General features: G+C 45.0%; 6 protein-coding genes. All 6 read left to right on the top strand.

The features are described 5' to 3' along the window. Positions 1 to 233: 233 nt before the first annotated feature. The 6 genes from NV379_RS11465 to NV379_RS11440 are packed head-to-tail and all read left to right on the top strand — an operon-like array spanning position 234 to position 15,602. Entirely contained in the window at positions 234 to 1,748 is a 1,515-nt protein-coding gene (locus NV379_RS11465) for an argininosuccinate lyase (protein WP_258207448.1), read from the top strand. Beyond that, positions 1,749 to 2,801, top strand: a complete 1,053-nt coding sequence (locus NV379_RS11460; RefSeq protein ID WP_258207447.1) for a PLP-dependent cysteine synthase family protein — start codon at positions 1,749 to 1,751, stop codon at positions 2,799 to 2,801. Continuing rightward, positions 2,776 to 4,005 carry an ATP-grasp domain-containing protein gene (locus NV379_RS11455; protein ID WP_258207446.1) on the top strand — a complete coding sequence of 410 codons (1,230 nt, stop codon included), beginning with the start codon at positions 2,776 to 2,778 and terminating at the stop codon, positions 4,003 to 4,005. Before NV379_RS11460 ends, NV379_RS11455 begins: the two co-directional genes overlap by 26 nt. A 25-nt stretch (positions 4,006 to 4,030) precedes the next feature. Then, positions 4,031 to 5,068, top strand: coding sequence for a low-specificity L-threonine aldolase (gene ltaE / locus NV379_RS11450; protein ID WP_258207445.1), 1,038 nt, complete (start codon positions 4,031 to 4,033; stop codon positions 5,066 to 5,068). Positions 5,069 to 5,104: 36 nt separating this feature from the next. After that, a complete protein-coding gene (fabD, locus tag NV379_RS11445) occupies positions 5,105 to 6,112 on the top strand; it encodes an ACP S-malonyltransferase (RefSeq protein ID WP_258207444.1) in 1,008 nt (335 codons plus the stop codon). After that, positions 6,066 to 15,602 carry an aminotransferase class III-fold pyridoxal phosphate-dependent enzyme gene (locus tag NV379_RS11440; protein ID WP_258207443.1) on the top strand — a complete coding sequence of 3,179 codons (9,537 nt, stop codon included), beginning with the start codon at positions 6,066 to 6,068 and terminating at the stop codon, positions 15,600 to 15,602. Before fabD ends, NV379_RS11440 begins: the two co-directional genes overlap by 47 nt. Positions 15,603 to 15,618: the final 16 nt, after the last annotated feature.

The following is a 15,618-nucleotide window of genomic DNA, read 5'->3' as shown; positions in this document are numbered from 1 at the left end:
TCTTGTAGACAGCAGGGTAATAGATCACTCCTATTCGTTAATCTTTCCGTTTCTATCATACAAATTATTATGATTTTTTGCACCCATTTTCTTCTATATGAAGAAAACTTTGCAATTAAATGCAAATAAAATGTGATGATGATTAATTATGTCAATTATATCATAGTGATATGTGTGTGGAAAATGATTGAAATTTATACATTTGGTGAAAAGAGAGCGAAGTGGTCACTGAGATGGGCAATAAACTAACAGGACGTATTGTCGAAGCACCTTCACAGCTTTTGAATGAAGAGATTCTAGAGCCGCAATTCATGTATGAAGTGGAAAACCTTCTGCCAGCGTATATTCAGATTGAACAGGTGATGCTCTTGGAGTATGTAAGAATGGGATGGATCGAGAGTGAGGATGCAAATGAAATTGCACTTGCCTTGCAGTCGATTACTTCTGAGACGCTAGTTCCTGATCTTAAGCAGAATATGTCGGACATCGCATTTGCAATTGAACATAAAGTTGTGTCTTCACTCATAGAGCCCGTTGCTTGTTGGCATATGGATAGAAGTCGTAATGATATTCAGGCTTGTGCCCAACTGATGTTCGGGCGAACACAATGGTTATTAACAATTAAGTACATGAAACAACTCATTGAAGCAGTTGCTGAGAAAGCGGAGCAATATCGACAGACCCCAATGCCTGGGTATACCCATTACCAATCCGCCCAAGTCATCACTCCGGGTTTCTATTTAGCAACAATTAACGAAGAACTTCTGCACCATCTGCAACAATGGATTCAAGTCTATCAGGAGATCAATCAATGTCCACTTGGATCAGGCGCGATGGCAGGTGTGGAGCTTGCTTGGGATCGAGACCGACTTGCTTCATTATTAGGATTTCATCAGCCTCGTGCAAGTGCACTTGCAGCGGTCGCTTCGCGAGAGTGGCTGCTTCGAATATCCGCTGAACTTTCCTTATTATCGGTATTGGTCTCCAGATTTGTAACAGATCTCATTCAATGGGGGAGCAGTGAAATGTGTCTGATTGATCTTCCGGATCAATTGTCAGGAATATCTTCAGCCATGCCGCAGAAGAAGAACTTCCCAATTTTAGAAAGAATCCGTGGGAAAAGCGCGCATTTGTCTGCTTTTCATATCGATATGGTGCTTGGACAGCGAAACACCGCATTTACCAATTTGGTGGAAACTTCAAAAGAAGCAAGTACACATTTCTTAGTATTACTTCAAACAACACAATCACTCCTACGTCTGCTTACAACAGTTGTAGATCATCTAAGTTTTCATGAGGAACGCATGTTAGCTATATGTAAGCGAGATTACTTCGGCGGATTTACACTTGCTAATCGTTTAACAATGGATATCGGTATTCCGTACCGTAAATCCCAAGTTATTGTAGGTCAGTATATCCGAAATGTGACGGCAAGGGGGCTGCTTCCAAGCCAAGAGGATGCCTATTTATTACTTCAATTATGCAAAGAGGAGGGTTTCATACTTTCCAATGCAGAGGAAATGATCAGGAGTGCCTTTGATGTACATCAAAACTTATATGCGAAACAGTCCTCAGGTTCAACTCATCCTGAGCAAGTACATAAGCTGCTACTTCATCAGCAAGTACGTGGTTATGAACTCGAACAAGAGGTGAATGAGCTTCAGGTGCAGTTACATGCAGCAGATGCAAAGCGTCAACGTTTACTTGGTGAATTACATGCAATCACGGGTAAGGGAGTGGGGTTATAAATGCTATTTACTAACATGGTCGATGTTATTGGCAATACACCGCTGGTAAAGCTTCGTCTTAATGATCAAGCAGTAGGATCGGTATTTGCGAAGTTAGAGTTAATGAACCCATTCGGAATGAAAGATCGAGTAGCCAGACAATCGATCCTCTCGGCAAAGTTATCAGGTGAGTTGAAAGAGGGAGCGCCGATTATTGAGAGCTCTTCAGGGACAATGGCATGCGGTGTTGCACTGGTAGGTAGGCAGCTTGGTCATCCTGTACATATTGTAACGGATCCTCGAATTGACCCGATTACGAAAGCGAAGCTAGTGTCTCTAGGATGCGAAGTACATATTGTTTCGAAGATGAGCAAACAAGGATGGCAAGGCTCTCGTCTTGAGCGATTAGATGAATTGATGCAGCAGCATCCGGATGCGTTCTGGCCAAGGCAGTATGAGAATCCAGACAATCCCTATGCCTATCAACAGCTAGCAGATGAGCTAATGAATGATATTGGGCGGGTAGATATACTTGTCGCATCGGTAGGCAGTGGAGGATCTATATCTGGAACAGCTCGATCATTAAAGCGATCAAACCCCCATATGCAGGTCGTAGCCGTAGATGCGACTGGTAGTGTCATCTTTGGGCAACCTGATCGTCCAGGACGTCTGCAAGGAGGACTTGGTAACAGCTTAATTGCACCGAATGTTGATTTCAGTGTGATCGATGAAGTGCACTGGTTAAATGATGAAGAAGCATTTGCTGGCACAATCAAATTGGCACAAGAAGAGCATATTTTTGCAGGTAATAGTTCCGGGTCGGTCTATATTGTTGCGAATTGGTTAGCGAGTCAAGCGAAGTCGGATTGCAATATTGTTGCGATCTTACCGGATCGCGGAGATCGATATACCGATACCATATTTAACGAGAACTACCATGAAGAGAAGCAAATTTCGAACTTATGGATTCCTGAGCGACCTAGTTGTGTGCATGTCAGCTCGGTGGTGTCTGCGTGGTCTTATGCCAAACTAATGGGGTTGTATTCACATGAAGAAAAAAATATTGTTCATTGAAGCCAATACGACAGGCACAGGAATGTTAGCCATTCGTAAGGCGGTTAGCCTTGGTTATGAACCCGTCTTTATTACACGCAATCCAAGCACTTATGCAGGTTTAACGGAGATGAATTGTCGAGTCATTGTAGCAGATACCAATGCAGTAGAAAGTATCGCGATGTGTGTGGAAGAAGAGAACCCTGCACTTGTTTCTGGTGTGATGACGACAAGTGATTATTATTTGGAAGCTACGGCACAGATTGCGGAGCAGCTTGGACTTCGAAGTAACACGCGAGAGACGATTGCGGTATGCCGTAATAAGGCGCGACTAAGGGAAGTGTTGCATGGGGGGAAAGTAGGACAACCACAATTTCAAGTGATAACTTCGGCTAATCAACTTGTAGAGATCGATGCTTCTTTTCCATTACCTTGTGTAGTAAAACCTGCAGATGATAGTGGATCGAATCATGTACGTCTATGCACCACTTGGTCTGAAGTTGAAGAGCTGACGGTGCAAATCTTAGCGAATCAAACGAATGCACGTGGTCAAGAGACGGCTCATACGGTTCTGCTGGAACAATATGTGGAAGGTCATGAATATAGCGTTGAGATGTTTACCTGGCAAGGAGAATCAACTTGTCTAGGTATAACTGAAAAGCGGGTGACGGGGTTCCCATACTTTGTAGAGTCTGGGCATCTATTCTCAGCTAAACTGCCCCCATTTATCGAACAAGAAATCATAGATACAGTAAATTGTGCACTCCAAACCGTAGGCTATCAATACGGGGCATCCCATACAGAAGTGAAGTGGACAGGAGAACGATGTGTATTAATTGAGATTAATGCAAGGCTTGCAGGTGGCATGATACCTGAACTGGTTCGTCACGCAACAGGCATCGATCTCTTGGAGCAGCAATTGTTATGTGCGTTAGGAGTTGCCCCTGTTTTGGACGAGATTGAGCGGAAGGATCATGCAGGGATTCACTTCTTGATCGCTAAGGAGAATGGGACTTTAACGGATGTATCCGGGTTAGAGGAAGTACGTCGTATACCAGGGTTCAAGGAGCTTGCTGTAAAAGCACGTGTAGGGCAATCCGTGCAGCTTCCGCAAAATTTCTCCCATCGTCTTGGGCATGTAATTGTAACGGGTCCTACTTATGAGGAGACCGTGAGACGCTTGAAAGAAGTGGAGCAATTGTTGGAGTTGCAAGTCCATATTTAAGCCACCAAATAGGAGTGAAATTGAGATGATAGAACTGCGAAGTGACACGTTTACATTGCCAACAAGTCAGATGATGGAGGCTATTCAGCAGGCTGTCCTTGGAGATGATGTGTACGGCGAAGATCCGACTGTTAAGCAATTGGAGGAAGAAGCAGCTCGTATGTTAGGAAAAGAAGCAGCGATCTTGATGCCAAGCGGGACGATGGCGAATCTCACCTCAATCATGGCGCATTGTCCGCGTGGATCGAAAGTGATCGTCGGCAATGAGACCGACATTTATATTTATGAAGCAGCTGGAGCTACGGTATGTGGAGGAATTATGTACGAGCAGATTCCTACACTCCCTGATGGCAGGCTTGCCATAGAAGATTTGGAAAGTGCATTTCCACTAGATCCATCTGACCCACAGTTTGCATTGCCAGCGCTTATCTGCCTGGAAAACCCACACAACCGAATGGGTGGACGCGTACTGCCTTTGTCTTATCTGGTAGAAGTACAGCGGTTTGCTGCTACCAGAGGAGTACCTGTGCACATGGACGGTGCTCGTCTGTTCAATGCCGCAGTGGCCCTTCAAGTGGCACCTTCGGAAATCGCACAATATGCCGATTCGGTGCAATTCTGCTTGTCTAAAGGTTTATCTGCCCCGATTGGTTCCATAGTAGCGGGGACGCATACGTTTATCCAAAGCGTCTATCGGCTTCGTAAAATGCTCGGAGGTGGTATGCGTCAAGCTGGAATTATTGCTGCAGCTGGGCTCGTTGCCCTTCAACAGATGGTGGATCGCTTGGCGGACGACCATGCGAATGCGAAACGTCTAGCCCAAGGACTTGCTGGGATTGAAGGGATTGTAATGAATCTAGAAGAGGTAGAGACGAATATTGTCTTCTTCCGAATTGAGCATCCGAATTATACGTGGGAAACATTCGTAGAAGCTGTGCAAGCACAGGGTCTACAAGTAGCTGAGTTAGGTCATGGGCGTATACGTGCGGTTACTCATTCAGGGATAGGTTCGGAAGATATTGATCTAGCACTGGATATTATTCGTAAGGTGCTGTCTTCCTAAACTTTCCTTCGGGTAGAACAAGAGGAGGTAGACGTAGTGTCAATCGCATTAATGTTTTCCGGGCAAGGTTCGCAGTATGTAGGGATGGGGCAGCAGCTATGCGCAGATTTTTCTGTTGCGAATCAAGTTTTTGAGGAAGCAAGTGATATCCTGCATATGGATATGAAACAATTATGCTTCGATGGTGGTTCGGAGCTTACGAAGACGTGCAATGCACAGCCAGCGATTCTGACTGTAAGTGTTGCAGCATATTTGGTGTATCAGCAAGAAATAGGTGTGATGCCTTTACTCGCGGCAGGACATAGCTTGGGTGAGTACTCTGCGCTTGCTTGCAGCGGTGTCTTATCTTTTGCAGATGCAGTCACAATCGTCAGACGACGTGGACAGTGGATGCAAGCTGCAGGTGAGCGTACGTCAGGCGGTATGTTATCGGTATTTCATTCCAGCAAGAAACAGTTGGAGCAGTTGATTGATGAAGTGTTCATACAAGGTCAACCCCTTCAAATGGCTTGCTACAATGCGCCAGGTCAGTATGTGTTATCGGGTCATCAGCAGGCGATTAAAGCATATAAAGAGCGACTCCACTCCCACGGAATTTCTTGCAGTGATCTAAATGTGTCAGGAGCATTCCATAGTGCGCTTATGCAAGAGGCAGCTGTTCAGATGGTGACCGAACTTGCTCGATATTCATTCAGCGAAGGATTGTATCCGGTTATAAGCAATGTAGATGCTTTACCTTATATGAGTGTGAATGAGATGAAGGAAATGCTTGTTTGGCAAATGACACGTCCTGTTCGTTGGACGGAGACGATGGATTATTTTCAAAAGAAGGGGATTCCGGTTGCAATTGAATTAGGGCCTAAGAATGTGCTTCGTAATTTACTCAAGAAAATGGATAACCCAACGATCGAAGCCTTAGCCTTAGGGACGAGTGTAGATGTTGAACATGTGAACGCTCAGATCCATGCCATGAATTTGAGATTGGAGGACAGTCGCAATGAAAACCTGCACGACCTTAATCGAATTCATCACCTCGTTAAATAATGTGACAGACAGAGGGGTTACATTCATTTTTGGAGACGAGGATGAACAATTTGTTTCTTATAAACAGTTATATGAGAATGCGCTTGTGGCATTAGGCTATTTACAGCATATAGGGCTTAAACCCGGCGATGAATTGGTGCTACAAATTGATGATAGTGATCTCAAATCATTCGTTACCGTGTTCTGGGGCTGTATCTTAGGCGGTATTATTGCGGTACCCGTGAGTATTGGAAGTAATGATGAACAGCGTAGGAAGCTGTTTAAGATATGGGGAACTTTAAGCCATGGTTATATGGTAACAACGAGTGCGAATTTCGCTCGATTGATGCAGCATGCGGAGGAAAGTTCGTATACCGAATTTGCTGCACAAATGAAGGAACGAGCGCTGCTGCTGCCAGATCTTCAAGGATATAGCGAACCTGGGCGAGTGTATGAAGCAGATCCAGAGCATATCGCATTTATTCAATTCTCGTCGGGATCAACAGGTGATCCGAAGGGTGTAACGTTAACGCATACGAATCTGGTTGCCAATACACGTGGGATTAATGAGCGGTTTGAGGTTGAATCGGAGGATCGTTACTTGAGCTGGATGCCGTTAACACACGACATGGGTTTAATTGCGTATCATTTGGGACCCATAGTTGCAGGAGTTACACAATTCTTGATGCCAACTACACTCTTTATTCGGCGTCCGATTCTATGGCTGAAGAAGACTAATGAGCACCGTGCGACGAATATTGCTTCACCGAACTTTGGGTATAAGTACTTCTTATCCAAGTTTACGGCGAAGTATGCTGAGGGTTGGGACTTGTCACATGTCAAAGTCATATCCAATGGAGCGGAACCGATCAATGTTCACCTGGTAAAAGAGTTCTTCGATTGCATGGCACCGTACGGTTTACAACGAAACACGATGTTTATGGGCTATGGACTTGCAGAAGCATCGGTATGTGTGGCAGTTGGTCGTTATGAAGGGAATCAAGTGTATTTGAATCGGCACTACCTGAATGTGGGGGAATTCATACGAGAAGTAGAAGCGGATCATGCAGATTGTTTGGCGTTCGTGGATGAAGGAATGGCTGTAAATGAGTGTCAGTTTCGCATATGTAATGATGAGGAGCAGGAAGTGGCAGCACACATCGTCGGTCATATTCAGATCCAGGGTGCGAATGTGACGCAAGGTTACTATAACAACAAGGCTGCAACTGCGAAAGTCATAACACAAGATGGATGGCTTCGGACAGGAGATATTGGTTTTATTCATGAAGGACGTATTGTGATGACGGGGCGTGCGAAAGACATTATTTTCGTAAATGGACAGAACGTCTATCCACATGATATTGAGCGAGTGGCGGAAGAGGTTGAAGGGATCGAACTGAATAAAGTAGTCGCATGTGGTGTTTACAACTCAGCCACACAAAGTGAAGAAATTGTCATGTTTATCTGGTACAAAAATGCGCTGGAGCCATTCATATCTCTCGCACAGCAGGTACAACGCCATGTTGCAGAACGTACGGGTTGGCGAGTGAGCGATGTTATTCCGATTCGTCAGATTCCGAAGACGACAAGTGGTAAAGTGCAGCGTTATAAGCTTGCAGAGGAGTATCAGAATGGTGAATATATGGCTTTATCGAGTCAGTTAAAGGCAATACTTGAGCCCAATGAGCCTCATATACAAACCTCTGAACCGAATCAAAAGCGCTCAACTGTAGAGCTGGAGAGCGTGTTACTGACGATTTTCCATGATGTATTAGAGTCTAATCAGATTCGTATTCATGATCGATTCTTTGCCTTTGGTGTAACGTCTATGCAATTAGTTATGATCGCGGATCAGTTAGAGGAGCGGTTCGGAATTACCCTGCAGGCGGCGGATTTCTTCGCTTATCCAACGATATCAATGCTGGCAGGCTATATGGCACAGAAGGAAGCGGCTGCTCCAACTGGATCTGCTACGCCGGAGCAATCCAGTGCCCAACATGCAGCAGATATTGCGATTGTTGGCTTATCCGGCATGTTCGGGATGGCAGATAACTTGGATCAGTATTGGAGAAATCTCTCGACAGGAAGGGATTGTATTATCCCATACCCAGAGGAACGCAAGCGGGATGCCGAGCAATATGTACAGGAGTTGGGACATAGTCGTCTGGAGGGGCAGTTTGTAGAAGGTGGCTATTTGAATGAAATCGATAGTTTCGATTATCCATTTTTCGGACTGACACCGAAGGAAGCCAATTTGATGGACCCGAATCAACGACTATTTTTACAAACGGCATGGCATGCACTTGAAAATGGAGGTTACGGCGGCAACCGGTTATCGGGAGAAAATGTCGGTGTGTATGTGGGATACTCCAAGGCAGGTTATGACTATGAGCGATTATTGTCGGTTGTAGCACCTGAGCAGATTCCGCAGTATGCCGTTGGCAACTTGCCCTCAGTTGTATCGGGACGAATTGCATATTATCTCGATCTTAAAGGCCCAGCTGTGACAGTGGATACAGCGTGTTCTTCATCCCTTGTTGCTGTACATATGGCATGTCGTGCGATTCAAAGCGGGGATTGTGAGATGGCACTTGCAGGTGGGGTGAAGACGATTCTGCTGCCAATTGAAGCAGGTATAGGGATGGAGTCCAGCGATCAGCGTGCACGACCATTCGACGACCGTTCGGATGGAACAGGTTGGGGAGAAGGTGTCGGCGCTATTCTGCTTAAACCTTTGCACCAAGCAGTGGCTGACGGTGATTACATTCATGCAGTGATTAAAGGAAGTGCGATTAATCAAGATGGGGCAACAGCTGGCATAACCGCTCCTAATCCACAATCACAAGGAGATTTGATCCGCCATGCATGGCAGGATGCGAATATTTCCCCAGAGACCATTACATTCATTGAAGCGCATGGAACGGGAACTTCATTAGGGGACCCTGTTGAGATTGATGGTATGAAGCGGGCGTTTCAACATTCGGTGACGAAGCAACAATTCTGTGCAATCGGAGCAGTGAAAGCGAACATCGGACATTTGTATGAAGCGGCAGGAATTGCGGGTCTGATTAAAGCTGTTCTCTGTTTGAAGAATAAGATGATCCCACCTCTCGTCCACTACAAACAGCGAAATCGACACATCACGTTAGAAAGCTCACCTTTCTATATACCTACTAAATTGGTGAAATGGGAAACGGGAGAAACGCCAAGAAGATGCGGAGTAAGCTCATTTGGTTTCAGTGGTACGAATTGTCATGTGGTGTTGGAAGAATACGAGATGATGCAAGGTGGGTCAGGTGGTACCAATACAGATGTTTCGAACCATCAACAATATCTCTTCACCCTTTCGGCTAAGACCGAACAAGCGCTACATAAATTGTCGCAGCACTATGCAGAGTACTTGGCAATGCCAATAAATGCGTCAATAGCAGATGTTAGCTATACCGTGACAACGGGTAGAAGTCATCACCGCTATCGGGTAGTGATGGTTGTGGTAAGTATAGAAGAACTGCGCTACAAATTGGCGGAGTGGGTAAGTGGCGGCATGCCGCAACAGCTCTTTATGAGTGTGCATCATTCTTCAGAGGCTTCTAGATCGTATTCTCAATTAGCAGAGACGGTTGTAGGAAGGTATGTGTATGGTGGTAGGCAGGATGTGCAAGACTTGCTTGAACTGAGTCAGTTGTATGTGAGTGGCGCCGACATTTCATGGGAGGCATTGTATGATGCACCAAGTCAGAAAGTTCCACTTCCGGTGTATCCATTTGAGAAGCGTCGTTGTTGGATAGAACCGGCATCTAGCAAATCATTCAAGATTTTGGCTACAAATCAAGCCACTAGGGAGGTGGAAGTCGTCACACTACAGCCAATATCTTCACCAGTAGCAGTTCCTACCCTCGTGGATACGAATCTAATGCCAGCAATTAAAGAAATTGTAAGTCATGCTTCTGGGTATTCGTTAGATGAGTTAAAGGAATCTGCTCATTTCCTAGAGATGGGATTGGATTCAATCATGATTACACAAGTCAGACGTAAAATTGTGGATCAATTTGGAGTCGATATTCCGGTTAATCATTTCTTTGAGACAATCACAACACTAGAGAAGTTAGCATCACATCTGCAACAAGAGACAGCAGGACGTGAGGTTGCAGTAGCGGTACAAGTTGAATCTTCGATTAGAAGTGAAAATCATGCGATGTCGGATTCCTCCACTTTAACGACGATATCTACTGATTCTAAGCTAACTGTCCTTCAACAGATCGTGAATCAACAGCTTCAAGTAATGCAAGAACATCAGCAGACGATGGCGAAGCAACTAGAAGTATTGCATGCGTACCAAGCTCGTCCAGATGCTGGGGACGCTCAACAATTTAAGCCACAACGTAATGAGTTAGCAGGTGCTTCTCGTTCAACAAGAACACAAGTTGCACAACCAGCTTCGAGTCTCCATTCGAAGGAGCAGCGATCGGATAATAAAAGTACAACGAAGCCATTCGTTCCCTATCAACCAATTGTAATTGGGGATAAAGGGGATTACACCGAGCAGCAACGCAAGTTTATCGAACAATTTAGTGCTGCGTATACAGTAAGAACGCAGGAATCCAAGTCCCTCACACAACGCTATCGATTCGTTCATGCGAATAATCGTCATGTATCGGGTTTTCGTTCCTACTGGAAAGAGATGGTGTATCCGATTGTCGCTGAACGCTCAATGGGTTCGAAGATGTGGGACGTAGATGGTAATGAATATTTGGATTTGACGATGGGATTCGGAGTTAATTTATTCGGGCATAATCCTACGTTTATAACGGACGAACTGCATCATGAATTACGTCCAGAGACACCTCCGCTTGGACCGATGTCCAATACCGCTGGAGAAGTAGCGGAGCTCATTGCTGAGCTAACTGGTACTCAGCGGGTTGCTTTCTATAATTCAGGAACGGAAGCCGTTATGGTCGCTATTCGTCTTGCAAGAGCAGCAACGGGAAGAACGAAGATTGCCTTGTTTGCAGGCTCTTACCATGGAACGTCAGATGGTGTATTAGCTGTATCGAATCCAGATTCAATTGATGGTGAGGCGCTGCCGATGGCAGTAGGTATACCATCGAGCATCATGCAGGATGTCATGATATTAAATTACAACAACCGCGATTCGCTTGAACTGATTCGTCAGCATGCAGATGAATTGGCGGCTGTGCTTGTAGAGCCGGTTCAAAGTCGTAGACCGGACATTCAGCCAACTGCCTTTTTACGAGAAATTAGAGAAATTACAGCACAATCGGGTACCGCTCTCATATTTGATGAAGTGATTACGGGGTTCCGTATGCACGTTGGTGGTGCTCAGGCGATGTATGGAATTCAGGCTGATCTTGTGACCTATGGAAAAATCGTCGGCGGCGGCACGCCAATCGGTATCGTTGCGGGTGCGGCAACTTTCATGAATGCAATTGATGGAGGCGTATGGCAGTTCGGAGATGAATCCTATCCAATTGAATCGGAGAAGAAGACGTTCGTTGGTGGTACGTTCTGTACCCATCCGATGGCTATGCGTGCGGCACTACAAGTACTTCAATACTTGAAAGCACAAGGTAATACGCTGCAAACGGAGCTGAATGCGAGAACAGAACGGTTGATGCAAAGGCTGAATGATTATTTTAAACAAAGTAATGTACCGATTCATATGATTCACTGCGGATCCCTGTTTCGTTTTGTCTCATTTGGCGACATCGAGTTGTTCTACTATTTGCTGATAAGCAAAGGGGTTTATCTATGGGAGGGTCGCAATTGCTTCCTCTCTACAGCCCATACCGAGGAAGATTTGGAACGCATTGTGCAAGTTGTAAAGGAAACAGTTGAGGAGTTGCGAGCTGCGTCCTTCTTTCCGAGTGAATCTTCCCGCACACAGTTGATCACAGCTCGTATCGAAGAACGGGTAATCGCTCATGACGTGATTCAGGCTTCCTTATCAACTGAGCAACAGCATATCTGGTTTGCAACTCAGTCCAGGCAGGAAGAATCGGCCGCATTTAATGAGACTATTGCTTTGCAAATAGAGGGCGACTTGCAGATGCATACGTTTAGCCAAGCAATCCAAACGATCGTAAGTCGTCATGAGTCGCTGCGGACAACGGTTGATCCTTGTGGTGAATACCAGCTTATTCATCCGACTTTGTTGGTTGAAGTACCTGTTATCGACTTTTCGAGCATTTCGCAAATCGAGCAAGAAGTTCATGTTCAAGAGTGGTTGAAACAACAAAGGAGCATACCGTTTGATCTAACCTCCAAGGAGCCGCTGCTTCGTATTCAGCTTCTGAAATTAGCGAAGCAATCGCACATTGCGGTTATGACGTTTCATCATATCATTGCGGATGGTTGGTCGATGGCTGTATTCGTAGGGGAATTGGAGCAGTTGTACACTTCTTTTTCAAAAGGGATTAGCGTTGTTTCATTACCTGCCTCTGCGCAGTTTAGGGATTTTCAAGCATGGCAGCATCAAGAAATGGAGAAGTCTGCTTGGACAGAAGCTATACACTTCTGGTCAACTACCTTGAAGCAAGCAAATTCAGTTATGGCACTGCCTGCTGAACATGGCGGTATGTTCAAAAGATCGTTCACAGGTGAACGCTTCAGTATGAAAATAGATGCGGCACGAACTCAAAAATTAATGGCATTAAGTATTAATAGAGGTAACAGCTTATTTGTCACACTATTAAGCATATACAAGGTGTTTCTGCATCGCTTAACAGGGTCCAATCAGGTCGTAGTTGCTGTGCCGACAGCAGGTCAAGCCCATATGGAGCAATACGGTTTAATCGGTAATTGTGTAAACTTACTGCCAATCTGTAGTGAAGTGAAGGATGATGATTCTTTCTTTACATTTAATACACAGGTTAAACACCTATTCCAAGAGGTACAGGTACATCAGCATTGCTCCTTATCTTCAATTGCGGAATGGCTGGAAGGCGGTCTGGTACCTGAGATGAATGTGCTATTCAACATGGATCGACCCAAACGCAGCATATCGCTTCATAACTTAAAAGTCACTTTACTGCCAACGCCTATTCAGCATTGTAAATACGATATGTTCTTGAATGTGACGGAAGTTGGTAATGAGCTGTGGCTGGATTTTGATGTAAACTCCAATTTAGCAGACTCAGATACGTTTAGGACGTGGCAGGATGCGTTGTATCGATTATTAATCAGCCTAACAGATGGCATAGATCGCAAAATTAGCGAATTGTCCTTGCTTTCTGAACATGAGAAATATGAAGCTAGTCGTGGGATACCCGGTCATCTTGTAGATGGAATTTGGAAAAATGACCAAATTGATGTGCAGGATACGTATGCACAGACAGCTCCACTTGGAGCAGTGGGTGAAGTTTTCATACGAGGAAATGAAGCAGAACATGAAGACGCTGTTCCGACAGGGTTATTAGCCATTCGTTATCCTGATAATCAAGTGCATATACTGGGTCCCGTGCAGCGCAGAGTGTTCATTCAAGGCAGACCGGTTTATTTAAATCAACTGGAATCTTTCATTCAAGAGATGCCGCATGTAACGAATTGTATCGTGGTTGCAGAGGGAGATGCGTACAGCCAGAACAGCGTATTGACAGCATATGTGGCGGGGGATGAGCGTGTCCTCGTTCCGGAGGTTCTTCGCAAAAAATTGCAAGTGGCGTTGTCTGACTATTGGGTACCCCGTCAATTGATCGTGCTGAAGAAGATTCCTTATACACCTGATGGGCAAGTGGATATGGATCAATTGCATCTGATTGTCATGCATGCTGATTCACAGGTCGTCGAGGATGAAGGGACGATAGTGGAAGAGACGCTTAGAACGATTTGGAAGCAAGTATTAGGAATCACCCATATACGAAGGGATGATAATTTCTTCGATTTAGGTGGTAACTCACTTGAAGCGACGACGATGCTCTCTCGGATAGAGAAGGAACTACAGAAGCAAGTTCTACTGAGTATGCTGTTCCAATCCCCAACGATATCTAAGTTAGCAGGCTTAATGAAAAGAGCAGAGGATCAAACTTATAAACCAATTGTATCTGTTCAATTAAGAGTGATTGAGGATGAAGCGACATCGCAACTACCGCAAGGGATCTATCAATTATCGAATGCGCAGAAGCGCTTGTGGTTTTTGACTCAATTCACGAATCGTAATGCATTGGGGGATACATCAGCCTTTGAAATCGTAGGTGATATGGATTCTAAGGCGATGTATGAGTCGCTTTGTACCTTATACAGCCGTCATGGCATTATGCAATCAACGATTGTGGAATTGTCCGGTGAGCCTTATCAACAAGTGCATCAGTCGATGAGTATTCCTTGTCACTTTGAGGATTTATCAACGTTATCGGTTGCAGAGCGGTCCGATTACTTGTCACGAGAAGTATGGCAGATCCATCAGAGACCATTTGATCTTACGAGTGAATCTTTTTATCGGATTAACCTGTATCGGATGTCTGCTAATAAGCACCTTATTGTATTTTGTGTGCATCATATCGGTTATGATGGATGGTCGCTACGGGTATTTACGGAGGATTTATTTAAGGTTTATCAAGCAATCATTCAGGGTGAAGATAAAGATCTTCTTCCACGTCCATTGCAATATGTCGACTTCGTGCATTGGCAGAATGAGCGCCTGGCACAAGGCGAGCTTGATTCACAAAAAGAGTATTGGTTGGAACAACTGGAGCAGGTAATTGATATACCTGAGATCGTACACGATACCGCGATACTGCCGGAAGAGATGGATCCTTTTGACGTGAGAACGCATCGGATTGGCCCTGAACTGACGAAGTTACTGCGCGAACTCACGATGCTGGTTGGCGGGACCACGTACATGACTGTACTTGCGTCGATTAAGATGCTGCTTGCCCAATTAACTGGGGAGAAGACAATTACCGTTGGCTCAACTCTATCAAGTCGAACTCATCTGGATACGGAGCACATTCTAGGTCTGTTTATTAATCCGGTTGCGATGCGTACAGATTTGATCGATAACCCGACTGTTCTGCAGATTTTGGAGCGGGTTCGTGAGACTGCTCTGGGAGCCTATGAGAATCAGGAATATCCGTTTGACCTTGTCGTTCAGGGTTTACGTGCGATTCATGGGCGAGATGCGCAGCTCTATTCCATCGTGTTAATTGGTCAGAATGCACCTGAGGGAGATCTCGGTATGGAAGGATTGACGTTCGAGCAACGATCACTTGAGAGTTTATTGCAAGGTGATGCAAGAGCGCAGTTCGTCGATGATGCATCTAGTGATGATGATCGAATTCGGTTTGATTTCCAGATGTCATTGTTTGAGCATGACGACCAACTAACGATAGAAACCGAATATAATCCGCAGAAATTCCGACCGAAGACAGTAGATCATTTTATCGAGCAGCTAGAGCAAGTTATGACTTTTATGGTGAACAACACGAATTTGCGTCTCTCTCAAATCAAGTTGCAAGAGCAGGTTGAATGGGATGAGTTGTTTGCAGAGTTGTAAGCTCCGATTGTGACGT

The sequence above is a fragment of the Paenibacillus radicibacter genome (assembly GCF_024721995.1).
GTDB lineage: Bacteria > Bacillota > Bacilli > Paenibacillales > NBRC-103111 > Paenibacillus_AM > Paenibacillus_AM radicibacter.
This window is presented reverse-complemented; position numbering and strand designations above follow the sequence as displayed.